We start from the raw sequence: 25,519 nt of genomic DNA, 5'->3' as shown, positions 1-25,519 counted from the left end.
ACTATACGCCTACCAACAAAACCAGTCAACACCCAACTTCAAAAAAATTAAAATTTTTTTCACAACTATCTGTATTTAAATAATTTAAAATTTATTGAATTTTATCGTTCGATAGATAAAACAGATATCCAAAGATAAATAGTCCTGCGGCTTTACTCTTAATTGCCACATTCAAACACTCTATATCTCTATTATTACTGGCGCTTTAGCCCCATCTACTCTTACAATCTCTACTTTCTCCAATAAAACAATCATAAATTTAGAATAGTCCCTATTATGAGTAACGAAAAGATTCAACAAAAATTTGAACAAGCATATCACTCTTTCATCGAAGAGGAAAATTACGAGGAAGCGCTTAAACGTGCCGAAATTCTTTGCCTTCTCAACCCCCAATCTGTCGAATTTCATCATAAAGTTGCTTATGCCTATCTAAAGCAATTGAAATGGGAAAAAGCCATTGAGGCTGAAATGAAAACGTTAGAGCTAGATAGCACCTATATTCCTGCTTTGGATTTACTTGCACATGCTTACGGCGCTCTAGATAACTGGGAAAAAACCGGGTTTTACGGTCATCAGGCTTTGGTTCTAAAAGACAAAGCCATCCCAGACCTAGAACATGAAATCATTCCGACACCATCTCCAAAAAACGGCAAACGGATTATCTCCTTTTCTTTATTTGGCAATAATTCCAAATATATTGAACCTGCTGTCTTAAATACCCAGCTTGCGCCTGTGCTTTTCCCTGGTTGGACATGCCGTTTTTATGTCGACGATTCTGTATCGGCTGAAGCTATTCAACGATTTAGAAATAACGGTGCCGAAGTGATTAAAGTTGGCGCTCCATTGAACAACTGGCCGGGCACGATGTGGCGCTTTCTTGCCATTAATGATCCCGAGGTTGAATACGTTATTTTCCGTGATGCAGATTCTATTATTTGTTATCGTGATGCAGCGGCCGTATCCGAATGGATAAAAAGTAGCACCCTATTCCACACTATTCGCGACTCAGGCTCGCATACTGCCCTGATTCTTGCGGGTATGTGGGGGGCTAAAGCGGGTGCAGTCCCAGATATGCAGGAAAGGATTCAAAACTTTGTCGATGAGGGCTACCCTTCCAGACATTTTGCCGACCAAGATTTTCTAGAAAAAGAATTGTGGGCCTATATCCGTCAGAATCTGTTTGCACATGACAGATTATTTGATTTCTGTAATGCACACGAAATTCCCGGAGAGTTCTACTCTAATTATCAAATCGCTTTCAGCGAAGGGGTTACCAGCTTTAACGCAACGACTGATTATGAAGATGGCAGCCTGGCAAGATGGACGCTGTACTCCAGTGCTTCACCTTTGGTCAATCCGGACTACTCGCTCAATGTTGTTCCTGAATTTAAAGTCTGCAGTTATGTGACTGAAGTGAAAAACGGAGCGGTTTCAGCATTCTTACCAAAGAGATATGGTAATGCGATTAAAGCAAAGCTGGCCAGAATCAACATCGAACAAATCTAATTTGATTCCTATATATCTCATTTAATGAACCCGTTATTTATGAGCAAACACATTCTCCTCGGCATTACCGGCGGTATTGCAGCGTATAAATCTTGCGAACTGGTCAGACTGCTGAAAAAGCAAGGACATTCTGTATCAGTAGTGATGACGGATTCTGCGACGGAATTTGTCTCCCCACTGACTTTCCAAGCTTTAACCGGCAATCCAGTTTTATCGGATACCTATTCAGGTGCTTCCAATAATGGCATGGCGCACATCAATCTGACGCGAGAAGCCGACGCATTTCTTATTGCGCCTGCAACTGCCAATACGATTGCCAAAATTGCCAACGGATTGGCCGACAACCTGCTGACTACTTTGGCTGCAGCCAGAAAATGTCCTTTGGCCGTTGCGCCTGCAATGAATGTCGAAATGTGGAACAACCCTGCCAACCTGCGCAATATTGAGCAGCTGGTTTCAGACGGCATTACCGTGTTTTACCCAAACAGTGGCGAACAGGCTTGCGGCGAAACAGGCACTGGTAGAATGGTTGAAGCGGTCGATCTGGCAGATTTGCTAGAGGATTTATGGACACCCAAGCTACTGAGCGGAAAAAAAGTTCTGATTACCGCCGGCGCAACGTTTGAAGCCATCGATCCTGTTCGCGGCATTACCAATATTTCCAGCGGACAAATGGGCATGGCTTTAGCGCGTGCCTGCCGTGCTGCCGGAGCGAAAGTCACGCTGATTTACGGTCAAATTCAGACGGCCTTGCCAGCAGGCTTGGCTCATTCCGAACAGGCTGTCAGCGCAGAAGCCATGTATCAGGCAGTTCATCGCCATATCCATGAACAAGATGTTTTTATTTCCGTTGCAGCCGTTGCAGACTATAAAGTCAAAAACAGCAGCAACGAGAAACTGAAGAAAAACGGCAATCAGCCCCCGGTTATCGAACTGACGGAAAATCCGGATATTCTTGCATCCGTTGCCACCCTGCCTTCTCCACCATTCTGTGTCGGCTTTGCTGCGGAAAGCCATCAGGTTTTGGAATTTGCTCGGGCAAAACGTTTGCGCAAAAACGTACCGATGCTGGTGGCCAACCAAGTTTCCGTTTCCATGGGTAAGCCAACCAATCAAATCACCATTATTGATGACCTTGCCGAAACCTCATTTCCGGAAACATCGAAACGCCAAGCAGCGGATGAAATCGTCAAACGCCTGGCTGAATTGTTGTCTTGATAAAACAAAAGGCCGTCTGAAAGTTTTTCAGACGGCCTTTGTTCAAACACACATTACATTACAGTCCCAATTCGCGCAGGAAACGAATATCGTCTGCCCAACCGGATTTCACTTTCACCCAAATCTTCAAGAAGACTTTGGTATCAAACAATTTTTCCATATCAAGGCGGGCTTCAGTAGAAATTTTCTTCAATTTCTCCCCACCTTTGCCAATCAAAATCGCCTTTTGACTATCTTTATCGACCAACACCGCGATATAAATGCGAAACAGTCCGCTTTCCTCTTCCTCAAACTGCTCTACTTCAACATTCATCGCATACGGCAACTCTTCGCCCAAATAACGGAACAGTTTTTCACGCACAATCTCCATCGCCAGGAATCGGCTGGATTTGTCCGTCACCATATCTTCCGGATACATCGGGATACTTTCCGGCAGATACGGCTTGAGCAATTCCAGCAGATTGGCAATACGCAGACCATGTTTCGCGCTAACTGCCTCGCTGGCGGTAAATTCAAACTCTTGGCGCACTTCATTGATAAATGTCTCAAGCGCAAATTTGTCTTTGGCTTTATCTTTATCGATTTTATTGACCACCAATACCACAGGCGTATGCTTAGGCAACTGCTTCAGCACCACGCGGTCCGCATCGGTAAAGCGCATGGCTTCTACCACAAAAACCACCACGTCCACGCCGCTCAACGCTTCGGTTACGTTTTGATTAAGACGATCATTCAAGGCATTGCGGTGATTGGTTTGAAAACCCGGCGTATCGACAAACACAAATTGCGCCGTGTCGTCGGTGTAAATACCGGTGACACGGTTGCGCGTGGTTTGTGCTTTTTTACTGGTAATACTGATTTTCTGACCAATTAAATGGTTCATCAGCGTGGATTTGCCGACATTCGGGCGACCCACGATGGCCACAAAGCCGCAACGATAATCCGTCGGGTGTTGCGACTCGTTTTGCAAAAAGGTTTCGATATCCATTTATATATGACTTTCTTGATTGTTTCAGACGGCCTTTGCATTTTCTCAAAGGCCGTCTGAAGTATTATTTTTTAGCTTTTTTCAAAGGAAACTTCTGTTCCAACCATTCTAAGGCTTCACATGCCGCTTTTTGCTCGGCCACTTTCCGACTGCTGCCGCGTGCATTGCAGATGAAACCGAGTTCGCCCAAATCGCAGGAAATCACAAACATCGCATCAGCCGTCTGCTCTGCCTGCTCTTCGATTCTATATTTCGGCAGGGCAAAGCGGCGTGCCTGTAAGGCTTCCTGCAAAGCGGTTTTACTGTCTTTCTTGCCGATATTCAAATCCGCACGTTTCACGCGTTCCGCAAACAAATGGCGAACCACTTTTTCCGCCGCAGAAAAATCAGCGTCAAAGCTGACCGCCGCAAACATTGCTTCCATCGCGTCGGCCAAAATCGAAGGCCGTCTGAAACCGCCGCTTTTCAACTCGCCGGCACCCAAATACAACCCGTCGCCGACATTCATTTCCAACGCGATTTCAGCCAACACGCCTTCATTTACCAAAGCCGCACGCATCCGCGACAGCTCGCCTTCCGACAATTTGGGAAACGCGTCAAACAACATCCGCGCCACGGAATAATTCAAAATCGAATCGCCGACAAATTCAAAACGCTCATTGTGTTTGGCATTGTAGCTGCGGTGGGTCAAAGCCTGCTGAAGCAGCTCCATATTGCGGAACTCATAGCCCAGACGCTTTTGAATCGCTCGATGCGCCTGCTGTTTGAGCAAATCAGGTTTCATTCCATACTTTCAAAAAAACAGCCGGAAAGCACGCCTCATCCGCAGTGAAACAAAATAAAAAGGCTACACCGGCAACTTTTTTATTTTGGCTCATTGTTTCTTGCGCCCCTCAAGCCGATAAACAATCAAAAGCCGTCATGTTCAAACCTGACGGCACTTGCCGACATTGTACCATCAAACCGCCCCTGCACACATCCGTGCGGAAAAGCAGCGAATCGTGTAAAATCATGCCAAATCATCTCTTTGTCAACCCCATGAACAAATTTGCCCAAGCATTGGCCGCAGCGCTCGACCGCTGCATCGTCACCAACACCGTCGCCGAACAAGGCGAACCTGTCGGCTTCCTCTACCGCGAAGCCCCCGTATTTGAAAACGACAGCGGCTGGCGTATTTTCAGCGGCGACGAAACCGACGAATACACCGACAATCCCGACAACTTCAGTATTGTCAGCCTCTCCGCCATTACCGCAGACAATCCAGACATTGCGCCCCTCCTGACTCAGGCAGAAGGCAGCGCGTGGGAATTGAACGAAGACGGCGAGTTCCAAGCCGTTGCCGATTGGCAGCCGCAAGAATAGCCCATCCCCATTTCGTTTCAGACGGCATTCCCTATAACAAGGCCGTCTGAAACCGAGCCGAATCCCTATTTCACATATATTGAAGGAATCATCATGAACATTATCGAACCACGCCTCGATGGCACCAACTTGCGCATCGGCATCGTTCAAGCCCGTTTTACCAACGAAATCGGCAGCGAAATGGTCAAAGTTTGCTGCCGCACCTTGAAAGAATTGGGCGTATCCGAAGACAACATCACGCTTGCCACCGTTCCCGGAGCGCTTGAAGTACCTATCGCGCTGATGAACCTTGCTTCATCCGAACAATTCGATGCACTGATTGCCATCGGCGTTGTCATTCGTGGCGAAACTTACCACTTTGAATTGGTATCCAATGAGTCCGGCGCAGGTGTCAGCCGCGTTGCCCTTGACTACAACATCCCTATCGCCAACGCCATCCTGACGACTGAAAACGACGAACAAGCCGTTGCACGCATCGAAGAAAAAGCCTCCGATGCTGCCAAAGTTGCCGTAGAATGTGCCAACTTGGTCAACCATCTTTTGTCAGAACAATACGAAGACGACGAAGAATAAGCTTCTCCCCGTATTGAATACCGCATATTTTCAGACGGCCTCTCAATCATGACATTGAGGCCGTCTGAATCATTCAATATTCAGCCGACAACCATCGGCACTCTCTTCACAAGGAATACCCATGAAAAGCCCACGCCGCCGCGCACGCGAGCTTGCCGTACAAGCCATTTATCAAGCAGGCATCAACAAAACTGCAGCCCCAGAAATCGCTAAAAACATCCACGAACTGTCCCAATCTTCCAATATGGATGAAGAGCTGTTCAACAAACTGTTTTTCGGCGCACAAACCCATGCCGAAGAATACATGGAAAAAATCAGCCCCCTGCTCGACCGCGACGAAAAAGACCTCAGCCCTATCGAACGCGCCGTTTTGCTGGTTGCCTGCCATGAGCTGAGCACCATGCCTGAAACCCCATACCCTGTTATCATCAATGAAGCCATCGAAGTTACCAAAACTTTCGGCGGCACCGATGGCCATAAATTCGTCAACGGCATCCTCGACCAACTGGCTTCCCGCATCCGACCTGACGAACCGCGCCGCAAAGGCTAAGATTGACTTCACATCAGGTCAAAATTACTGATCTTTGCCCTGTTTAAGCTAATGTACTTATACAGCCAAACCATTAAAAAGGCCGTCTGAAATTCAGACGGCCTTTTATATCTCGATTTATTCTGATTTTGGCATTTCATAACCGGGACAGTTTTGCTTGTCGCTGTTTGCCCAAATGATACCGCTGTCGTTGTAATAAACGGTACAGGTTTCATTAGCGTTGGTTTCTTTATTGGGTTCAGCCTTCAAAATATAACCTGAATCGGAAGGATTAGGCATAGAATCCGTACCTTCGGAAAAACTAATATTGAAATATTGATTCTGCTGTAAATTTCCATCAGGAAACCCTACAAATGTACTTTTTTGAGTGTAATAGCGTTCAAGTTGTTGGGCATTATGCAGCATCTGTGTGCGGACGGATGCAAGACGCGTTTGGCGGATGTAGTTTTGATAAGACGGATATGCGATGGTAGCAAGAATGGCTGCAATCAAAACGACTATCAGCAGCTCGATAAGCGTGAAGCCTTGTTGGTGTTTCATTTTATTTGTGTCGTTAATAATTGGAATAAGACATGAATATTATAGTCGTTTTCTTGCGGCTTAAATGTTCAGATTCGGAGGATGTTTGGGAATTTATGTAAACGAGGTACAAGTTCTGAAAAATGTTTACTGCCCTTTATTTTTTATTTCAATAAGTTAAAATTCAATTTAAGCCGACTGTCTCTTGGTTGGCCTTGGTCTTTACAGTAAAATCCAGTTGTTTTTTTGTTTCTATCAATACATTTGTTGCTTGTCTGCGACGTTATTTTATTGAATTGGTTCCTTTTATATGTCTAAAGTTTTCAAGTGGGCGGCCGGTACGGCTGTTGTAGTAGCAGCGGCTTTCGGCGGCTGGTCTTTGATGAAGCCTGAGCCTCAGTCTTCTTTTATTACAGAAGTGGTCAAACGCGGCGATATCCGTCAAACCGTATCGGCAACCGGCGAAATCTCACCTTCCAATTTGGTATCCGTAGGCGCGGAAGCTTCAGGTCAGATTAAAAAACTGTATGTGAAACTGGGCCAACAAGTGAAAAAAGGCGATCTGATTGCGGAAATCGACTCAACCAATCAGATCAATACCTTAAATACCGAAAAATCCAAACTGGAAACCTATCAGGCAAAATTGGTTTCTGCCGAAATTGCGCTTTCCAGTGCGGAGAAAAAATATAAACGCGAACTTGCCTTATGGAAAGAACAGGCAACTTCCAAGGAAAACTTGGAATCTGCACAAGACTCTTTAGCCGCAGCTAAAGCGAATGTTGCCGAACTGAAGGCCTCCATCAAACAATCAAAAATCTCCATCAATACAGCCGAATCCGAACTGGGCCACACGCGGATTACCGCCACCATGGACGGCACCGTGGTCGCCATTCCTGTTGAAGAAGGCCAATCCGTCAATGCGGCGCAATCTACGCCGACCATTATCCAGCTGGCCAATCTGGAAACCATGTTGAACAAAATGCAGATTGCCGAAGGCGACATCACGAAAGTCAAAGCCGGTCAGGATATTTCGTTCACCATTTTGTCCGAGCCGGACACCCCGATTAAAGCGAAATTAGACAGTGTCGACCCCGGCCTGACCACCATGTCTTTGGGCAACTACACCAGCAGCACGGACACGACTTCCAATGCGATTTACTACTATGCCCGTGCCCTGGTACCGAATCCAGAAGGCAAACTTTCTATCGGCATGACCACTCAAAACACGATCGAAATCAACGGCGTGAAGAATGTTTTACTGGTACCGACGCTGACCGTGAAAAAGCATAACGGCAAATCCTATGTCAGCATTTTGGGCGCAGACAATAAAGCGGTAGAACGCGAAGTGACCGTCGGTTTGAAAGACAGCATGAATACCGAAATCAAAAGCGGCTTGAAAGAAGGCGAAAAAGTGATCGTTTCTGAAATGAGCGCAGATGAAAAGAATAAGAGCAGTGAACGCGCGATGATGGGTGGCGGCCCTCCTCGCTGATTGATTAAGGTCGTCTGAAAGGTTTGGCTGTGTTTCAGACGGCCTTAGTTCCTGTATTTCTATTTTTCGCCCGGAAAGATTATGAGTTTAATCGAATGTAAGAATATCAACCGTTTTTTCGGTAGCGGTGAAAACCGTGTGCATGTATTGAAAGATGTCAGCCTTTCTATTGAGAAAGGCGACTTTGTGGCGATTATCGGCCAGTCCGGTTCAGGCAAATCAACGCTGATGAATATCTTGGGCTGTCTGGATACCGCCACCTCCGGCTCTTATCAAATCGACGGCATCGAAACATCGCAAATGCAGCCGGATGAGCTGGCGGCTTTACGCCGTGAGCGTTTCGGCTTTATTTTCCAGCGTTACAACCTGTTAAGCTCGCTGACCGCCCGGGACAACGTCGCCCTGCCTGCCGTATATATGGGTATGGACAGCAAAGAGCGCGCGGAACGTGCGGAAAAACTGTTGGGCGATTTGGGCTTGCAAAATAAAGAAGGCAACAAACCCAGCGAACTTTCCGGCGGTCAGCAACAACGCGTTTCGATTGCCCGCGCATTGATGAACGGCGGCGAAATCATCTTTGCCGACGAACCGACCGGCGCATTGGATACCGCCAGCGGTAAAAACGTGATGGAAATCATCCACAAGCTGCACGAAGACGGGCATACCGTGATTATGGTTACCCACGATCCGGGCATTGCGGCAAACGCAAACCGCGTCATCGAAATCCGCGACGGTCAGATTATTTCCGACACGTCTAAAAATCCCGATATCCCGCCCAGCAAAGTGGAGAGGATTAAAGAAAAAGCTTCCTGGTCGTTTTATTACGATCAATTTATGGAAGCATTCAAAATGTCGGTACAGGCGATTATGGCGCACAAAATGCGTTCGCTGCTGACCATGCTGGGGATTATCATCGGTATTGCTTCGGTGGTATCGGTAGTGGCCTTGGGTAATGGCTCGCAACAAAAAATCCTGGAAGACATCAACTCGATGGGCACAAACACCATCAGCATCTTCCCCGGCCGTGGTTTTGGCGACCGTAGAAGCGGACGGATCAAGACACTGACGATTAATGACGCAAAAGCCATCAGCCAACAAAGCTACGTCGCCTCTGCCACCCCTCAAACCAGCTCCGGCGGCACCTTAACCTACCGCAACACCGACCTGACCGCCTCACTTTACGGCGTGGGCGAACAATATTTCGACGTGCGCGGTTTGAAATTGGAAGAAGGCCGTCTGTTTGATGATGACGATGTAAAAACCGATGCCCAAGTCGTCGTCATCGACCAAAACACCAAAACCAAACTCTTCGGCGAAGGTGTCAATCCTTTAGGCAAAACCATCCTTTTCAAAAAACGCCCGTTAACCGTCATCGGCATTATGAAAAAGGATGACAACTCATTCGGCAATTCCGACTCGCTGATGCTTTGGTCGCCGTATACAACGGTCATGCACCAAATTACCGGCGAGAGCTATACTAACTCCATCGTTGTCAAAATCAAAGACGATGCCAACACGCAAGTTGCCGAAAAAAGCCTGACCGAGCTGCTGAAAGCACGCCACGGTACAGAAGACTTCTTTATGAACAACAGCGACAGCATCAAAGAAATGGTTGAAAGCACGACCGGCACCATGACACTGCTGATTTCTTCCATTGCGGTCATCTCTTTGGTGGTCGGCGGCATCGGCGTGATGAACATCATGCTGGTTTCCGTTACCGAGCGCACCAAAGAAATCGGCGTCCGCATGGCAATCGGCGCACGCCGCAACAATATTTTGCAACAGTTCCTAATTGAGGCAGTCTTAATCTGTATCATCGGCGGCCTGTCAGGCGTATTGTTGTCCGCAAGCATCAGCCTGGTGTTCAACTATTTTGTTACCGACTTCCCGATGAGCATTTCCATGACTTCCGTCATCGGCGCAGTGGTCTGCTCCACCGCCATCGGCGTCGCGTTCGGCTTTATGCCTGCCAACAAGGCTTCCAAGCTCAACCCGATTGATGCACTGGCTCAGGATTGATTATGTTTCAGACGGCCTATTATCTTGGGCCGTCTGAAATGCTGTTACCCGAAAGATTTTTTATGAAGACGAAACCTTTTTCCCAAGCAGCCTTATCATTGGCTGTCGCTCTTGCCCTAAGTGCGTGCGCCGCACCTAAAGCCAATCCGAACCTGACGCTGGAAGCGACCGGCCAAGTCATGAGCGCGGCGGAAACTGCCGAACGCTACGATGTAAACGGCAACTGGTGGGAAATCTACCAAAACCAGCAGCTTAATGCGCTGATGGAGCAGGCGCTGGCAAACAATGTTGATTTGAAACAGGCGGCCATCAGCGTCAACAAAGCTTTGTATCAAGCCAATATTTTGGGTGCGGATTTGGTGCCTTCGTTCAGCGGCTCGTTGGGCGCGAACGCTTCTAAAAACCTGAAAACCGGCAGCCACGGCAATACCTTCAGCAGCCAGCTTGGTTTGAGCTACGAATTGGATTTGTGGCGCAAACTCAGTGCTACTGCCGATGCGCAGGTATGGGAATACCAAGCCACGCATGAAGACATGGCCAACACACGCCTGACTTTGATTAATAATGTTGCCGATGCGTATTTCAATATCGCCTACCTGAACGAAGCCATCGAGTTGGCAAAAAAATCGCTGAAGCAATACCAGGAAATCAACCGCATTGCGAATACCAAGTTCCGCTACGGCCGGGCCGACTCCAGCCAGCCGACCCAAGCCAAACAGTCATTGCTGAGCGCGGAAAACAGCCTGTTGTCTTTGCAAAACAATTTGGATACGCAAAAACAGGTTTTGCGTAATTTGTTGAATTTAAGGCCGTCTGAAAACCTGGCCGCCGATCCGGTACAATTCCGCCTGTTGCCTGTCAAAGGTGTGAACTTGGACGTACCGATTACCGTTTTGGCCAATCGCCCTGACCTGCGCGCCGCCGAATACCGCCTGCAAGCGTCGCAACAATCGGTCAACGCGCAAAAACGCAGTTGGTATCCGTCGATTACTTTGGGCGCAAGTTTGAGTACGTCTTCCGATAAAGCGAAAAGTACGTTCAATATCCCCATGTTGGGCGGCTCGGCCACCATCAATCTGCCTTTCCTTAACTGGCAGACCATGAAATGGAAAGACAAAACCGTACAAGCGGAGATGGACAGTGCCAAGCTGAATTTTGAAAAAGCCCTGACCACCGCGCTCAACGAGGTTAATACCAACTACCTTGCCTACCGAAACGCGCAGTCCAGCCTTGCCAATCAAGAACAGCGTTATCAGTTGGACAAGAAAAACAGCCATTACTATCAAGTACGCTACCAACACGGTAAAAACGAGTTGAAAGACTGGCTGGAGGCTTTGAATTCGGAATACAGCTCGGCTCAAAACCTGCTGAACCAACGCTATGAAGCCTTGAAATACGAAAATATGGTGTATAAAGCCATGGCGGGACGTTATACGCCGAAATAGCATTTTCAGACAGCCTTTGGTTAATTTCCGTCAAAGGCCGTCTGAAAAACATTCAAGCAACTGAATTTTCATATATAATCGCGCGTTTATTTGATTTTATCCGGACAACATTATGGCCTTCGCCTCTCTCTTTACGCTTTTGGACGACATTACCGCCGTTTTGGACGACGTAGCGATGATGACCAAAGTCGCCGCCAAAAAAACCGCCGGCGTGGTCGGTGACGATTTGGCGCTCAACGCCAATCAGGTAACCGGCGTATCCACCGAGCGCGAATTGCCGATTATTTGGGCGGTGGCAAAAGGCTCTCTGGTCAACAAGCTGATTCTGGTGCCACTTGCGCTGTTGCTTTCCGCTTTCGTACCTGCGCTGATTACGCCGTTGCTGATGATCGGCGGTGTGTATTTGTGTTTTGAAGGCGTGGAAAAACTGTTGCACAAATTTCTACACCGCAATGAACACGAAGACGGACACAATGCCGAGCCTGAAGTCACAGACGAAAAAACAAAAGTTAAAGGCGCGGTCCGCACAGATTTCATCCTCTCCGCCGAAATCATCATTATCGCGCTGGGCGTTGTTGAAAAATATGACCTGATGACGCGTTCTTTGGTTATGGCCGCCATCGGTGTCGGCATGACTGCATTGGTCTATGGTTTGGTCGGCATTATCGTCAAACTTGACGACCTCGGCATGATGTTGATGCGCCAAAAAAGCGTTGCTGTGCAAGGTATCGGACGCGGTTTGATTTCATTTATGCCTTGGTTTATGCGCGGCTTGAGCATTGTCGGCACGCTGGCGATGTTCTTGGTTGGCGGCGGACTAATCGCCCACAACCTTGGTTTTTTGCACGATTTCCTCCACGCGCAGCATTGGGACAGCGGCATAATGGAACATATCGCCAATCTGGTGGTCGGAGTAGCCGCCGGTGCATTGGCTTGCGCAATCGTCCTGCCTGCAATGAAATTGTTTCAAAAAGACTGATTTTGTTTCCCTGCCGTCTGAAAACTTTTCAGACGGCCTCAATACCATTTAAAGCATGAATATTTTCCGTAAACTCGAACAATATTGGCAACATCCGCTGCTTTACTGGCCGCTGGTTATCTTGATTGCCGCCGCGACACCGTTCACTTTCGCCCCGTATTATCATTTCTGGCTGATGCCGCTGTTGTTTGGCGCGCTGATACGCCTGATTGAATTGCGTCCGCGCTTTGCCGTCATGACTGCCTATCTGTTCGGATTAATCGGTTATACGGCGCAGTTTTATTGGATACACACTGCCTTGCATGACGTTTCGGGTTTGCCGGATTCATACGCCATCCCCCTCACCTTCCTGCTGCCGGCATTTCTTGCGCTTTATCCGGCCATCTGTTTTTGGATGTGGAAAAAATGCAACCTGTCACGCTGGGCCAAAACCGGCCTCCTGTTGCCGATTTTATGGACGCTGGCAGAATTTGCCCGCGAACGTTTCCTGACCGGATTCGGCTGGGGTGCAATCGGCTATTCCCAAATCATCAAAGACAGCCCGTTGGCAGGTTTCGCGCCTTTGGGCGGCATTCATATGGTCACGCTGGCAACCGCTTTCCTCAGCGCATGGCTGGTGTTGCTGATTGACAACCATGGCCGTCTGAAACACCGCCTCCTGCCCTTATTCCTTATCGTTGCACTCTGCTCCGTCGGCTACATTTCCCAACAAACCGAATACACCCGCCCTGACGGCAGCACCAGCACGGTTGCCCTGATTCAAGGCAACATCGAGCAAAATCTGAAATGGAAGGAAGAGCAAATCATTCCGACCATTCAGAAATACTACGAACAAATCAGCAAAACCAGTGCCGACATCGTCATCCTGCCAGAAACCGCCCTGCCGCTGATGCGCCAAGACCTGCCCGAAGGCATCTTGGAACAATTCGCCGAACAGGCGCAAAGCAACGGCAGCGCATTGGCCATCGGCATCAGCCAATATACGCCCGACGGCAACGGCTACGAAAATGCCGTTATCAATTTGAGCGACTATCACAACAGCACTTCTGATGTTATCCCCTACTACGCCAAGAACCACCTCGTTCCATTTGGCGAATACAAGCCCTTGCCCGCTATTACCGAGCGTCTCTATAAAATGATGGATATGCCTTTGGCCGACTTTCAAAAAGGCGGCGACAACCAAGCGCCTTTGGTGATGAAAGATCAAAAAGTTGCCTTCAATATCTGCTATGAAGATGGTTTCGGCGACGAACTCATCGCAACGGCGAAACGCTCCACCCTGCTCGCCAACATCAGCAATATGGCGTGGTACGGCAAATCCAATGCCATGTATCAGCAGCTTCAACAATCCCAAGCGCGTGCAATGGAACTAGGCCGCTACATGGTTCGCGCCACCAATACCGGCGCGACCGCCATTATTTCCCCTAAAGGCACGATTGTTGCCGAAGCCCAACCGGATACAGAAACCGTCCTCGAAGGCCACGTCAAAGGCTACATCGGTGAAACGCCTTATATGAAAGCAGGCGGCTCAACATGGCTTATCAGCATTTTGGCCGTTATCGGCGTATTCCTTATCCTGATTGGCCGGAAGAAACCAGAATAAAAAAATTTTAAGACCTTGTTATACAAGGTCTTTTTTATTACTAAAACTATTTACATACAGAAATGTTTGTAATATACTTAGACAAAACCTAGCAAATCACTCAAATTTTCTAAGACAATCAACCCTTGCGATTCAAGCAGTAAAAACTATTGAATCTATCGTTAATTTACAGAAAAAATCCAACCCATAACAAAACAAACCACAGGCAGTGTTATACTGCTTGTCACACAATAAACAAAAAGCCGTTTTCAGACGGCCCAATCAAGGAGATTATCCTTTATGAATAAAGCTTTTGCATTACCCGTTATCCACAGCGGCAACGGTAGCCTCGAGCAATACATTCATACTGTCAACAGCATTCCAATGCTTACCGCCGAAGAAGAAACACAACTGGCCGAACGTCAACAAAAAGGTGATCTCAACGCCGCCAAACAGCTTATCCTGTCCCATCTTCGCGTCGTCGTATCCATTGCACGCGGCTACGACGGCTACGGCCTCAACCAAGCCGACCTGATTCAAGAAGGCAATATCGGCCTGATGAAAGCCGTCAAACGCTACGAACCGAGCCGCGGCGCGCGCCTGTTTTCGTTTGCCGTGCATTGGATTAAAGCCGAAATCCATGAATTCATTTTGCGCAACTGGCGTTTGGTCCGCGTTGCCACAACCAAACCGCAACGCAAACTGTTCTTCAATCTGCGCAGCATGCGTAAAAACCTGAATGCCTTGTCTCCAAAAGAAGCGCAAGAAATCGCCGACGATTTGGGCGTCAAATTGTCCGAAGTCTTGGAAATGGAACAACGCATGACCGGTCACGACATCGGCATCATGGCGGAAAACAACGATGACGAGGACAACTTCGCCCCTATCGACTGGTTGGCCGACCACGATGCAGAGCCTAGCCGTCAGTTGTCCAAACAAGCCCACTACGCCCTGCAAACCGAAGGTCTGCAAAACGCCTTGGCACAACTGGACGACCGCAGCCGCCGTATCGTTGAAAGCCGCTGGTTGCAAGACGATGGCGGTTTGACCCTGCACGAATTGGCTGCCGAATACGGCGTATCTGCCGAACGCATCCGCCAAATCGAAGCCAAAGCTATGCAAAAACTGCGCGGTTTCTTGGCAGAAGAAGCTGAAGCCGTTTAAGCCTTTCTTGATAAAAGGCCGTCTGAATCTTTTCAGACGGCCTTTTCGATGGCAAACCTCATTGCATCTTCTCCCCCAACACATTCATTTTAAAGCCCACTTAAGCTATAATACCCACCACACACACTACCCAGTCATACCATAACCATGCAACTTACCGTCGTCGGACTCAATCACCAAACCGCGCCCTTGAGCATACGCGAAAAACTGGCATTTGCAGCTGCAAATCTGCCGGATGCCGTGTCCAACCTCGCGCGCAGTGAGGCGGCGGAAGAAGCAGTCATTCTCTCTACCTGCAACCGCACCGAGCTTTACTGCGTCGGTGAAGCCGAAAAAATCATCGACTGGTTGGCACAATATCACGACCTGCCTGCCGAAGAAATCCGCCCTTACCTCTATACCTTAGATAATAATGAAACCGTCCGCCACGCCTTCCGCGTCGCCTGCGGTTTGGACTCCATGGTCTTGGGCGAACCGCAAATTCTCGGTCAAATCAAAGATGCCGTCCGCGTTGCGCAAGAACAGGAAAGCATCAATACCCACTTAAACGCCCTGTTTCAAAAAACCTTTGCCGTTGCCAAAGAAGTTCGTACCGACACTGCCGTCGGCGAAAACTCGGTCTCCATGGCTTCTGCATCGGTCAAAATGGCAGAGCAAATCTTCCCTTCCATTTCCGATCTGAACGTCCTCTTTATCGGTGCAGGCGAAATGATTGAGCTGGTGGCCACTTATTTTGCCGCTAAAAATCCAAAGCTCATTACCGTTGCCAACCGTACACACCAGCGCGCGCAGGAATTGTGCGACAAACTCGGTGTCAACGCCGAAGCCTGCCTGCTGAACGAATTACCCGATATTCTTCACGATTACGACGTGGTTGTTTCTTCCACTGCCAGCCAACTTCCCCTCGTCGGCAAAGGCATGGTCGAACGCGCATTGAAAAAACGCCACAACATGCCTGTTTTCCTGCTGGATTTGGCCGTTCCGCGCGATATCGAAGCCGAAGTCGGCGAATTGGAAGACGCATATCTCTATACCGTAGACGACATGATGGACATTGTCCAAAGCGGTAAAGATGCACGCAAAAAGGCAGCGGCGGCGGCTGAAAGCATGGTGGAAGAAAAGGTCAGCGAATTTATCCGCCTGCAGAAAAACCGCCAAAGCGTTCCGCTTATCCGCGCCTTGCGCGACGAAGGCGAACGCGCACGCCGCCAAGTATTGGAAAATGCCATGAAGCAACTGGCAAAAGGCGTATCCGCCGAGGATGTCCTCGAACGCCTCTCCATTCAGTTGACCAACAAACTGCTCCACTCTCCGACACGCACGCTCAATAAAGCCGGCTCGGACAACAGCGAATTAATCGATGCCGTGGCGCAGATCTACCATTTGGATCAACACGACTGACCATAATTTAAAGGCCGTCTGAAAGAAGCGAACCGACCGACAGGTCATATTCCAAAGCTTTCAGACGGCCTTTAAACAATAAAATCCCAATTATCATTTTTTCATTTAAAATGAAATGCTTGAAAAAAAACCGTTAAAGTGTAAAAATCCTATCTTATACATTTAAACAGCATTCAAACAATAAAACTGCCTGCCGGCTCAAACGCATGCCGACAATACGATAGGCACCGGCAAAAGGAACTTTCGTGAATATTAAAACAAACACATATCTGGCCCTTGCTGTCCTCTCAGCTTCCCTTCTTTCAGGTTGCGACAAAGTCAGCACCTTTTTCGACAAAGATGAAAACAAAGAACTCGTCCAACGCATAGAAACCAATACCGATGACGGAAAAGTCGGCATGTTGTTGCCCGACTTCGCCCAACTGGTGCAAAACGAAGGACAGGCCGTCGTCAATATTCAAGCGACACCGGCAAAACGTACCGCGACACCGGATGACGACCATAGCATGGACCTGAGCCAATTCCCCGACAACGATCCGTTTTACGAGTTCTTCAAGCGCCTTGTTCCCAATATGCCCGACATGCCGCAAGAAGATACCGAAAGCGATGCTTTGAATTTCGGTTCCGGCTTCATCATCAGCAAAGACGGCTATATCCTGACCAATACCCACGTGGTTGCCGGCATGGGCAATATCAAAGTCCTACTCAACGACAAACGCGAATACACGGCCAAACTGGTCGGCTCAGACGCCCAATCCGACGTTGCCCTCTTAAAAATCGAGCCGCAAGAAGACTTGCCGGTTGTCAAAATCGGCAATCCGAAAGATTTAAAACCGGGCGAATGGGTAGCCGCCATCGGCGCGCCATTCGGCTTTGACAACAGCGTAACTTCAGGCATCGTCTCCGCCAAAGGCCGCAGCCTGCCGAATGAAAACTACACGCCGTTCATCCAAACCGACGTTGCCATCAACCCCGGTAACTCAGGCGGCCCGTTATTCAACCTCCGCGGCCAAGTAGTCGGCATCAACTCACAAATTTACAGCCGAAGCGGCGGTTTCATGGGCATTTCATTTGCCATTCCGATTGATGTTGCCATGAATGTGGCCGACCAATTAAAAGCCAACGGCAAAGTCCAACGCGGCCAATTGGGCGTGGTTATCCAAGAAGTTTCTTACGATTTGGCCAAATCTTTCGGTTTGGACAAAGCAAGCGGCGCACTGATTGCCAAAATCATGCCGAACAGCGCAGCGCAACAAGCCGGGTTGCAAGTCGGCGATATTGTCCGCAGCGTAAACGGAGAAGAAGTCCGCGCCTCCAGCGATTTGCCAGTCATGGTCGGCTCAATGATGCCGGGTAAAGAAGTTACTTTGAGCATTTGGCGCGGTGGCAAACAAACCGATGTCAAAGTCAAACTTGGCAGCGCAGCCGAACAAACGGAAACTTCTGCAAAAGAGGCCGAACACCCGCAACACGATGGCGGCCATGACGGATTTACCGTTGAAAACGCAGGCCTGACTTTGCAGGTTGAAAACGCAGACGGCAAACAACGCTTGATCGTTCTGCGCGTTAGCGGTGCGGCCGAACGTGCCGGCCTCAAACGCGGCGACGAAATTATTGCCGTCAGCCAAATCAGCGTCAATGACGAATCTACTTTCCGCAGCGCCTTGGAAAGCTCAGGCAAAAACGTACCGCTTTTGGTACAACGCGAAGGCAATACTTTGTTCCTCGCGCTAAATCTGCAGTAGTCCGATTTTTCAGACGGCATGATGATGTGTTAGATGATAAAATACCCATCTGTCAGAGGCAGTGGGTATTTTGTTATCCGTCTTCCAGTTTAGGCCGTCTGAAAATATTTCACCGCTTATATACAATATAATTATGCAACTTATTAATTATTCAAATTCTATTTTATCCATCGTCCCGGCAGCCATTGCGCTCGCCTTGGCCATTGCCACGCGCCGTGTATTGCTGTCCCTCGGTGTCGGCATTATCGTCGGCTCATTCCTGCTGGTAGGCGGTAATCCACTTGATGCTTTGGTTCACTTGAAAGACATGGCAGTCAGCCTGACTTGGGCGGACGGCGATTGGTCTTTGGGCAAACCCAAAATCCTGCTTTTCTTGGTGCTTTTGGGGATTTTCACTTCCCTGCTGACGCATTCCGGCAGCAACCAAGCATTTGCCGATTGGGCAAAACAGCATATCAAGGGCCGTCGCGGTGCGAAGCTGCTGACCGCCTGTCTGGTATTCGTTACCTTTATTGACGACTATTTCCACAGCCTTGCCGTCGGTGCGATTGCCCGCCCTGTGACCGACAAATTCAAAGTTTCCCGTGCCAAACTGGCTTACATCCTTGACTCCACTGCCGCACCGATGTGCGTTTTGATGCCTGTATCCAGCTGGGGGGCATCGATTATTGCTACTTTGGCAGGCCTTTTGGTGACTTACAACATCACAGACTACACACCAATGGGCGCATTCGTGGCCATGAGCTTGATGAATTACTACGCTGTCTTCGCGTTGATTATGGTGTTTGTCGTTGCCTGGTTCTCCTTCGACATCGGCTCTATGGCTCGTTTGGAACGCGCCGCCTTGAACGAAACTCATGATGAAACCGTTGAAACAGGCCATCCCAACGGTCGCGTATTCGCACTGATTGTGCCGGTTTTGGTACTGATCGTTGCCACTGTTTCCGCCATGATTTACACTGGCGCACAAGCTTCTGAAACCTTCTCTTTACTCAGCGCGTTTGAAAATACCGACGTGAACACTTCCCTCGTATTCGGCGGTACTTGCGGTGTATTGGCCGTCATCCTCTGCACCATCGGCACCATCAAAACCAACGATTACCCTAAAGCCATTTGGCAGGGCATCATCTCTATGCGCGGTGCCATTACCATCTTGATTTTGGCATGGATCATCAGCACCGTTGTCAGCGAGATGCACACCGGCGAATACCTCTCCACTTTGGTGGCAGGCAATATCCACGCAGGCTTCCTACCCGTGATTTTGTTTCTGCTCGCAGGCGTGATGGCCTTCGCTACCGGCACAAGTTGGGGCACATTCGGCATCATGTTGCCGATTGCCGCCGCCATGGCCGTCAAAGTCGAACCTTCGCTGATTATCCCTTGTATGTCTGCCGTAATGGCCGGTGCCGTATTTGGCGACCACTGCTCGCCAATTTCCGATACCACCATCCTCTCTTCTACCGGCGCACACTGTAACCACATCGACCACGTTACCTCACAATTCCCTTACGCGCTGACCGTAGCCGCGTCTGCCGCCTCAGGCTACCTCGTGCTGGGCATGACTGGCTCTGCACCTTTAGGTTTTGTGGTAACCGGCATCGTGATGGTTGTGTTGATTCTGATCTTGAAAGACAAGATAAAAGCAAATGCCTAATTCAAAACCAATATTCAGACGGCCTGAGATATTCCTATACTCTCAGGCCGTCTGAACATAACGATTATCCAATATATACATTATTCAGGACAAAACAATGAATACGCCTCATCTTCCACGCGGCCCAGTCATGGCCGACGTCGCCTCCTATCATCTGACCGAAGAAGAAAAACAACGCCTGCTCGACCCTGCCGTCGGTGGCGTTATTTTGTTCCGCCGCAACTTTGAAAACGTTTCTCAGCTCAAAGCTTTGGTTCAAGAAATCAAAGCCGTCCGTACTCCTGAACTCATCATCGCCGTCGACCACGAAGGCGGACGGGTTCAACGTTTTATTGACGGCTTCACCCGCCTGCCGGCCATGAATGTATTGGGCGAAATTTGGGATAACGAAGGCGAAGAAGCCGCCTGCGCCCAAGCAGAACAAGTCGGCTGGGTTTTGGCGACCGAACTCTCCGCCTGCGGTATCGACCTATCCTTTACGCCTGTATTGGATTTGGACTGGGGTCAATGCGCCGTCATCGGCAACCGCAGTTTCCACCGCGACGCCAACATCGTTACCCAGCTTGCCCTTGCCCTGCAAAAAGGCCTGAACAAAGGCGGCATGAAATCTTGCGGCAAACACTTCCCCGGCCACGGCTTTGTCGAAGGCGACAGCCATCACGTCCTGCCTTGCGACGAACGCAGCCGCGAAGCGCTCGAAGCGGCCGACCTTATCCCCTTCCGAGCATTGAGCCAAGCAGGCATGGCCGCAGTCATGCCTGCCCACGTCGTATACCCGCAAATCGACAGCCAACCTGCTGGCTTCTCCGAAAAATGGCTGAAACAAATCCTGCGCCAAGAAATCGGATTTAACGGCGTTATTTTTTCAGACGACCTGACCATGGAAGGCGCATGCGGTGTCGGCGGTATTAAAGAACGCGCCCGCCTTTCTTTTGAAGCAGGCTGCGATATTGTACTGGTGTGCAACCGCCCTGACTTGGTAGATGAATTGCGAGACGGTTTCCACGCACCGGCAAACACCGACTTGGCAGCGCGTTGGCAATACATGGCCAACACATTGACCGTACAAGAAGCTGCCGACATCGTGGCAACCGAAGAATTCCAAGCCGCCCAACAAGCAACTGCCAAACTGGCTACGCCAAAAGACATTGCAGGCGGTGTCAAAGTTGGCGAAGCATTCTGATTTCAGGCCGTCTGAAACATTGACGGCAAATAAAAAAGGAAGACTTGAAAAAGTCTTCCTTTTTTGTCTTCCTAATTAATGAAGTTTTACGTTATAGCGACGTTCCAAACGTAAGAATACCCATCCTAATACACTCGTCAATACAAGATAAATCAATGCAACCGTATAAAGCGGCTCTTGGAATATCGAATACTGGCCAGTAATCGCTTTTTGAACAGACATAAGTTCAGGAACTGCAATAACAGACAGCAAAGAACTATCTTTCAAAAGCGTGATAAATTCACCTGCAAGTGGCGGCAACATACGGCGAAGAGCCTGAGGCAAAATCACATAACGCATCGCCTGGGTATAGGTCAGACCCAAAGAACGCGCAGCTTCCATTTGACCTTTATCAATCGACTGGATACCGGCACGGAAAATCTCACAAACATATGCACCTGAGTTGGCAATCAAAGCCATTACACCAGCGATCAATGGGCCATAAGAACGACGAAAATTAATTGCAGCTTCTCCGCTGATTAATGCACCATCAGTAGGATGTACAAAAAATGGGAAAATAACAAAAGCCCAAATAATAACTTGAGCAAGCAATGGCGTACCGCGGAACAACGCAACATACACAAAAGAAATCTTACGCAACACCCAAGCCAAGGCACGTATCGGCGCACCGGCTTTTTCCGGATTAACCAAACGAGCCAACGCCAGCAGCAAACCTAAAATCGAACCGCCAATCGTTGCAACCACTGTAATTCCCAGCGTCGCTAATACGCCGTAAAAAAACATCCAGCGGTATTCATAAATAATGTCAAAACGAAAATCCATAAACCTTCCGTCGGTCAAAATCGGTAACTAATCCGAATATTTTTTAAAATCAAGCTTGATATTTTACAAGAAAATACATTGCTTGAACGGTTTTTTGTTAAATTATTCCGCCCAACCCTGCTTTTTTTACATTTCCAATGAATTGCAGCCCCTTTTAACCTTTCATCATATTAGACATTTTCCGTATAAAAAACAAAGCGCAAACCCGACACAAAATTGACCGAAACACAAAAACAGCGGATAATCCGCCCATTCTTCAAACATCTTTCAGACGGCCTTCCCTCTTCCCTTGAGGGCCGTCTGAAAACATTTTAAAAAGCATAAAACATGAAAGCACCCGAACTCTTATTGCCTGCAGGCGGCCTCGAACGTATGCGAGCCGCCTACGATTATGGCGCAGATGCCGTTTACGCCGGCAGCCCGCGTTACTCCCTGCGCGCCCGCAACAACGAATTTGCCAAACTCGACGTCCTCGAGCAAGGCATTAAAGAAGCGCACGAACGCAACAAAAAATTCTTTTTGACCGTCAATACCCTGCCGCACAACTCCAAACTCAAAACCTTCGTTTCCGATATGGAGCCCTTGATTGCCATGAAACCTGACGCGCTGATTATGGCGGATCCGGGTTTGATCATGACCGTGCGCGAAAAATGGCCGGATATGCCAATCCACCTGTCCGTTCAGGCAAACACCACCAACTACTGGGGCGTGAAATTCTGGCAGAACATCGGCGTCGAACGCATCATCCTGTCACGCGAATTGAGCATGGAAGAAATCGCCGAAATCCGCCAAGAATGCCCCGACATCGAACTCGAAGTCTTCATCCACGGCGCATTGTGCATCGCTTATTCAGGTCGTTGCCTATTGTCAGGCTATTTCAACCACCGCGACCCAAATCAAGGCACCTGCACCAACTCCTGCCGCTGGGACTACAAAGTCCACAACGCCACTGAAAGTGATGCGGGCGACGCCCAGCTTCTGCAAGGCTTCAACTTTGAAAAAGCCCAAGAAGAAGCCAACCAAAACTTCGAAGGCATCAACGGTCAGAAACGCCACCCCTACGCCGACAAAGTCTTCCTGATTGAGGAGTCCAACCGCCCAGGCGAAATGATGCCGATTATGGAAGACGAACACGGCACCTACATCATGAACTCCAAAGACCTTCGCGGCATTGAAGTGGTTGAGAAACTGGCCAAAATCGGCGTGGACAGCCTCAAAGTCGAAGGCCGCACCAAATCGCTTTATTATGTTGCACGCGTGGCCCAGTCCTACCGCAAAGCGATTGATGATGCCGTTGCAGGCCGTCCGTTTGATTACAGTCTGTTGAGCGAACTCGAAGGCCTTGCCAACCGTGGCTACACCAGCGGCTTCCTCGAGCGCCACCAAACTCAGGATTACCAAAACTACCTGACCGGCCACTCCATCGCCAAACAAAGCCAATATGTCGGCCACGTTACCGAAATCGATGAAAACGGCTGGGCGACTATCGAAGTCAAAAACCGCTTTGCCATCGGTGATTCACTCGAAATCATCCACCCGAGCGGCAACCAAACCATCAAATTGGAACAAATGACCCGCAAAGGCCAGCCTGTCGATGTCGCCCCAGGCAACGGCATTCAGGTCAAAATCCCCAATATGCAAGGTAAAGAAAAAGCTTTGGTTGCGCGGATTATGAATCCTTAAGCATCAACAAAACCAAGGCCGTCTGAAAGTTTCAGACGGCCTTTTTAAATGATCTATGCTGTTTTAAGCCTGTTCTTGCAATACGGCAGCAATCAATTCTTCCGCACCGTCATCTGCCAGTTTTTTGGCGACAGCGCGACCCAAAGCATCGGCGTATTCGGCTGGGGCTTGCGCGTCCGCCTGCAAAATAACCGAACCGTCAGGATGGCCGACCAAGCCGCGCAAGGTCAGCAAGCCGTTTTCTTCAGTGCAATATGCGGCCAGCGGCACTTGGCAGCTTCCGCCCAAAGCGCGCGCCAAAGCGCGTTCGGCCGTAACGCAGGCGTGTGTGGTATCGTGATTCAAAGGCTTCAAGACTTCGTACAAATCTTCGCGATGCGCTGCAATTTCAATACCCAATGCGCCTTGTCCGGCGGCAGGCAGGCTGTCGGATTCCGACAAAATCATGCGGATGCGTTCGTCCAGTTCCAGACGCTGTAAACCGGCGGCGGCCAAGATAATCGCGTCGTATTCGCCGTTATCGAGTTTGGACAAACGGGTTTGCACATTGCCGCGCAAAGGTTTGATAACCAAATGCGGATAGCGCGCGCGCAACTGGGCTTCGCGGCGCAGGCTGGATGTGCCAACGACGGCGCCTTTGGGCATTTCTTCCAAACGCGCGTATTGGTTGGACACAAATGCGTCAAACGAATTGGCGCGTTCGCCGATGGCCGCAAGCGCGAAACCTTCAGGCAAATCCATCGGTACATCTTTAATAGAATGCACGGCCAAGTCGGCTCGACCGTCATACAAAGCCTGTTCCAACTCTTTGACAAACAAGCCTTTACCGCCAACTTTTGACAAAGTTCTGTCCAAAATCTGGTCGCCGCGCGTGGTCATGCCCAAAATCTCGACTTCGCAATCGGGATACAGGGCTTTCAGACGGCCTTGGATATGTTTTGCCTGCCACATGGCAAGCAGGCTTTCGCGACTGGCGATAACGAGTTTTTTCGGGTTCATAATGGTTGCCTGAAAGATGGAAAACGGCATGAAGTCTATCATATTTTGGGCGGTTTTTCAGACGGCATGAGGGTGAATATGTTATATTTACGCCTAAAAACCAAATTTTCCGGACAACATGAAACGCGCCAAACAATATCCTTTTTTATCCTTACAGCGGCAACGTTTTCATCTGAACTTTGAAAACGCCTCTTCCGCCGCCAATCTTCCTTCAGAGAACGACTTCTGCCGCTGGGCGTGGTCTGCCTTGAAAAACGAATACCGCCGCGCAGACATCAGCCTGATCCTTCTGGACGAAGAAGAAGCCCGCGCTTACAACCGCGACTACCGCGGCAAAGATTACGCCACCAATGTATTGAGTTTCGCGCTCAACGAAGGCGAAATTCTGCCCGACCAGTTTTCAGACGGCCTGTATGGCGATTTGGTGATTTGCCCGCAAGTGGTTTTGAAAGAAGCCGCCGAACAAGGCAAAACACCTGAGCAGCATTTTGCCCACCTGACCATACACGGTACTTTACACCTGATGGGCTACGACCACATCGAAGACGATGAAGCCGAAATAATGGAAGCCGAAGAAATCCGCCTGATGCTGGCGGCAGGTTTCCCCAACCCCTACCAAGAGGACGAATATTAAA

At 49.1% G+C, this 25,519-nt stretch carries 22 protein-coding genes; 17 read left to right on the top strand and 5 right to left on the bottom strand.

What is annotated here, in order from left to right; all coding sequences use genetic code 11:
- Positions 1-276: 276 nt before the first annotated feature.
- The gene (locus tag HMPREF3022_RS04555) at positions 277-1,506 is read left to right on the top strand and encodes a tetratricopeptide repeat protein (RefSeq protein ID WP_070765186.1); all 1,230 of its coding nucleotides are present in this window, start codon (positions 277-279) and stop codon (positions 1,504-1,506) included.
- A 39-nt stretch (positions 1,507-1,545) separates the two neighbouring features.
- Complete coding sequence (coaBC, locus tag HMPREF3022_RS04550; RefSeq protein WP_070765185.1) at positions 1,546-2,724, top strand: bifunctional phosphopantothenoylcysteine decarboxylase/phosphopantothenate--cysteine ligase CoaBC; 1,179 nt, start codon at positions 1,546-1,548, stop codon at positions 2,722-2,724.
- A gap of 58 nt (positions 2,725-2,782) precedes the next feature.
- Here coaBC and era read toward each other — a convergent pair whose 3' ends face one another.
- Both era and rnc read right to left on the bottom strand, forming a co-directional pair.
- Positions 2,783-3,712 carry a GTPase Era gene (era, locus tag HMPREF3022_RS04545; protein ID WP_049331223.1) on the bottom strand — a complete coding sequence of 310 codons (930 nt, stop codon included), beginning with the start codon at positions 3,710-3,712 and terminating at the stop codon, positions 2,783-2,785.
- Between the two features lie 64 nt (positions 3,713-3,776).
- The gene (rnc, locus tag HMPREF3022_RS04540; RefSeq protein WP_003683027.1) at positions 3,777-4,496 is read right to left on the bottom strand and encodes a ribonuclease III; all 720 of its coding nucleotides are present in this window, start codon (positions 4,494-4,496) and stop codon (positions 3,777-3,779) included.
- A gap of 254 nt (positions 4,497-4,750) precedes the next feature.
- Between rnc and HMPREF3022_RS04535 the strand changes: the two genes are divergently transcribed.
- The 3 genes from HMPREF3022_RS04535 to nusB all read left to right on the top strand — a co-directional run bounded on the left by HMPREF3022_RS04535 (position 4,751) and on the right by nusB (position 6,197).
- Positions 4,751-5,074: a DUF2185 domain-containing protein gene (locus HMPREF3022_RS04535; protein WP_003748560.1), complete on the top strand. Its 324-nt coding sequence runs from the start codon at positions 4,751-4,753 to the stop codon at positions 5,072-5,074.
- A gap of 93 nt (positions 5,075-5,167) precedes the next feature.
- The gene (gene ribH, locus HMPREF3022_RS04530; protein ID WP_036493252.1) at positions 5,168-5,647 is read left to right on the top strand and encodes a 6,7-dimethyl-8-ribityllumazine synthase; all 480 of its coding nucleotides are present in this window, start codon (positions 5,168-5,170) and stop codon (positions 5,645-5,647) included.
- Positions 5,648-5,768: 121 nt separating this feature from the next.
- Positions 5,769-6,197 carry a transcription antitermination factor NusB gene (gene nusB, locus HMPREF3022_RS04525; RefSeq protein WP_003748564.1) on the top strand — a complete coding sequence of 143 codons (429 nt, stop codon included), beginning with the start codon at positions 5,769-5,771 and terminating at the stop codon, positions 6,195-6,197.
- A 117-nt stretch (positions 6,198-6,314) separates the two neighbouring features.
- Here nusB and HMPREF3022_RS04520 read toward each other — a convergent pair whose 3' ends face one another.
- Positions 6,315-6,737, bottom strand: a complete 423-nt coding sequence (locus HMPREF3022_RS04520) for a type IV pilin protein (protein WP_049331221.1) — start codon at positions 6,735-6,737, stop codon at positions 6,315-6,317.
- Between the two features lie 289 nt (positions 6,738-7,026).
- Between HMPREF3022_RS04520 and HMPREF3022_RS04515 the strand changes: the two genes are divergently transcribed.
- The 10 genes from HMPREF3022_RS04515 to nagZ all read left to right on the top strand — a co-directional run bounded on the left by HMPREF3022_RS04515 (position 7,027) and on the right by nagZ (position 21,380).
- Positions 7,027-8,208, top strand: coding sequence for an efflux RND transporter periplasmic adaptor subunit (locus HMPREF3022_RS04515; protein WP_049331220.1), 1,182 nt, complete (start codon positions 7,027-7,029; stop codon positions 8,206-8,208).
- An 81-nt stretch (positions 8,209-8,289) separates the two neighbouring features.
- Complete coding sequence (locus tag HMPREF3022_RS04510) at positions 8,290-10,227, top strand: MacB family efflux pump subunit (protein WP_049331218.1); 1,938 nt, start codon at positions 8,290-8,292, stop codon at positions 10,225-10,227.
- Positions 10,228-10,289: 62 nt separating this feature from the next.
- Positions 10,290-11,672: a TolC family protein gene (locus tag HMPREF3022_RS04505; RefSeq protein WP_049331217.1), complete on the top strand. Its 1,383-nt coding sequence runs from the start codon at positions 10,290-10,292 to the stop codon at positions 11,670-11,672.
- A 112-nt stretch (positions 11,673-11,784) separates the two neighbouring features.
- The gene (locus tag HMPREF3022_RS04500) at positions 11,785-12,651 is read left to right on the top strand and encodes a DUF808 domain-containing protein (protein ID WP_070765184.1); all 867 of its coding nucleotides are present in this window, start codon (positions 11,785-11,787) and stop codon (positions 12,649-12,651) included.
- A 55-nt stretch (positions 12,652-12,706) separates the two neighbouring features.
- Entirely contained in the window at positions 12,707-14,254 is a 1,548-nt protein-coding gene (lnt, locus tag HMPREF3022_RS04495) for an apolipoprotein N-acyltransferase (protein WP_049331215.1), read from the top strand.
- Positions 14,255-14,533: 279 nt separating this feature from the next.
- The gene (gene rpoH / locus HMPREF3022_RS04490) at positions 14,534-15,397 is read left to right on the top strand and encodes an RNA polymerase sigma factor RpoH (protein WP_004519690.1); all 864 of its coding nucleotides are present in this window, start codon (positions 14,534-14,536) and stop codon (positions 15,395-15,397) included.
- A 147-nt stretch (positions 15,398-15,544) separates the two neighbouring features.
- On the top strand, positions 15,545-16,798 hold the full coding sequence (gene hemA, locus HMPREF3022_RS04485; protein WP_049331213.1) for a glutamyl-tRNA reductase: 1,254 nt from the start codon (positions 15,545-15,547) through the stop codon (positions 16,796-16,798).
- 245 nt (positions 16,799-17,043) lie between these two features.
- Complete coding sequence (locus tag HMPREF3022_RS04480) at positions 17,044-18,543, top strand: DegQ family serine endoprotease (protein ID WP_049331212.1); 1,500 nt, start codon at positions 17,044-17,046, stop codon at positions 18,541-18,543.
- A gap of 133 nt (positions 18,544-18,676) precedes the next feature.
- A complete protein-coding gene (locus HMPREF3022_RS04475; RefSeq protein ID WP_049331210.1) occupies positions 18,677-20,197 on the top strand; it encodes a Na+/H+ antiporter NhaC family protein in 1,521 nt (506 codons plus the stop codon).
- 97 nt (positions 20,198-20,294) lie between these two features.
- Positions 20,295-21,380 (top strand): beta-N-acetylhexosaminidase, encoded by a 1,086-nt coding sequence (nagZ, locus tag HMPREF3022_RS04470; protein ID WP_049331209.1) that lies wholly within the window; start codon positions 20,295-20,297, stop codon positions 21,378-21,380.
- A gap of 75 nt (positions 21,381-21,455) precedes the next feature.
- Here nagZ and HMPREF3022_RS04465 read toward each other — a convergent pair whose 3' ends face one another.
- The gene (locus tag HMPREF3022_RS04465; protein WP_049331207.1) at positions 21,456-22,202 is read right to left on the bottom strand and encodes an amino acid ABC transporter permease; all 747 of its coding nucleotides are present in this window, start codon (positions 22,200-22,202) and stop codon (positions 21,456-21,458) included.
- A 327-nt stretch (positions 22,203-22,529) separates the two neighbouring features.
- On the opposite strand from HMPREF3022_RS04465, the gene yegQ reads away from it, so the two are divergent.
- Positions 22,530-23,885: a prephenate-dependent tRNA uridine(34) hydroxylase TrhP gene (yegQ, locus tag HMPREF3022_RS04460; protein ID WP_070765183.1), complete on the top strand. Its 1,356-nt coding sequence runs from the start codon at positions 22,530-22,532 to the stop codon at positions 23,883-23,885.
- Positions 23,886-23,948: 63 nt separating this feature from the next.
- Here the strand turns inward: yegQ and hemC are convergent, their stop codons facing one another.
- A complete protein-coding gene (hemC, locus tag HMPREF3022_RS04455) occupies positions 23,949-24,884 on the bottom strand; it encodes a hydroxymethylbilane synthase (RefSeq protein ID WP_141756493.1) in 936 nt (311 codons plus the stop codon).
- Positions 24,885-25,002: 118 nt separating this feature from the next.
- Between hemC and ybeY the strand changes: the two genes are divergently transcribed.
- Positions 25,003-25,518, top strand: a complete 516-nt coding sequence (gene ybeY / locus HMPREF3022_RS04450; protein WP_049331199.1) for an rRNA maturation RNase YbeY — start codon at positions 25,003-25,005, stop codon at positions 25,516-25,518.
- The last annotated feature ends 1 nt before the right edge of the window (position 25,519 follow it).

It is taken from the genome of Neisseria sp. HMSC065C04 (assembly GCF_001815375.1).
Classification (GTDB): Bacteria; Pseudomonadota; Gammaproteobacteria; order Burkholderiales; family Neisseriaceae; genus Neisseria; species Neisseria flavescens_D.
Note: the sequence above shows the minus strand (reverse complement) of the source record. Positions and strands in the feature narration are given on the sequence as shown.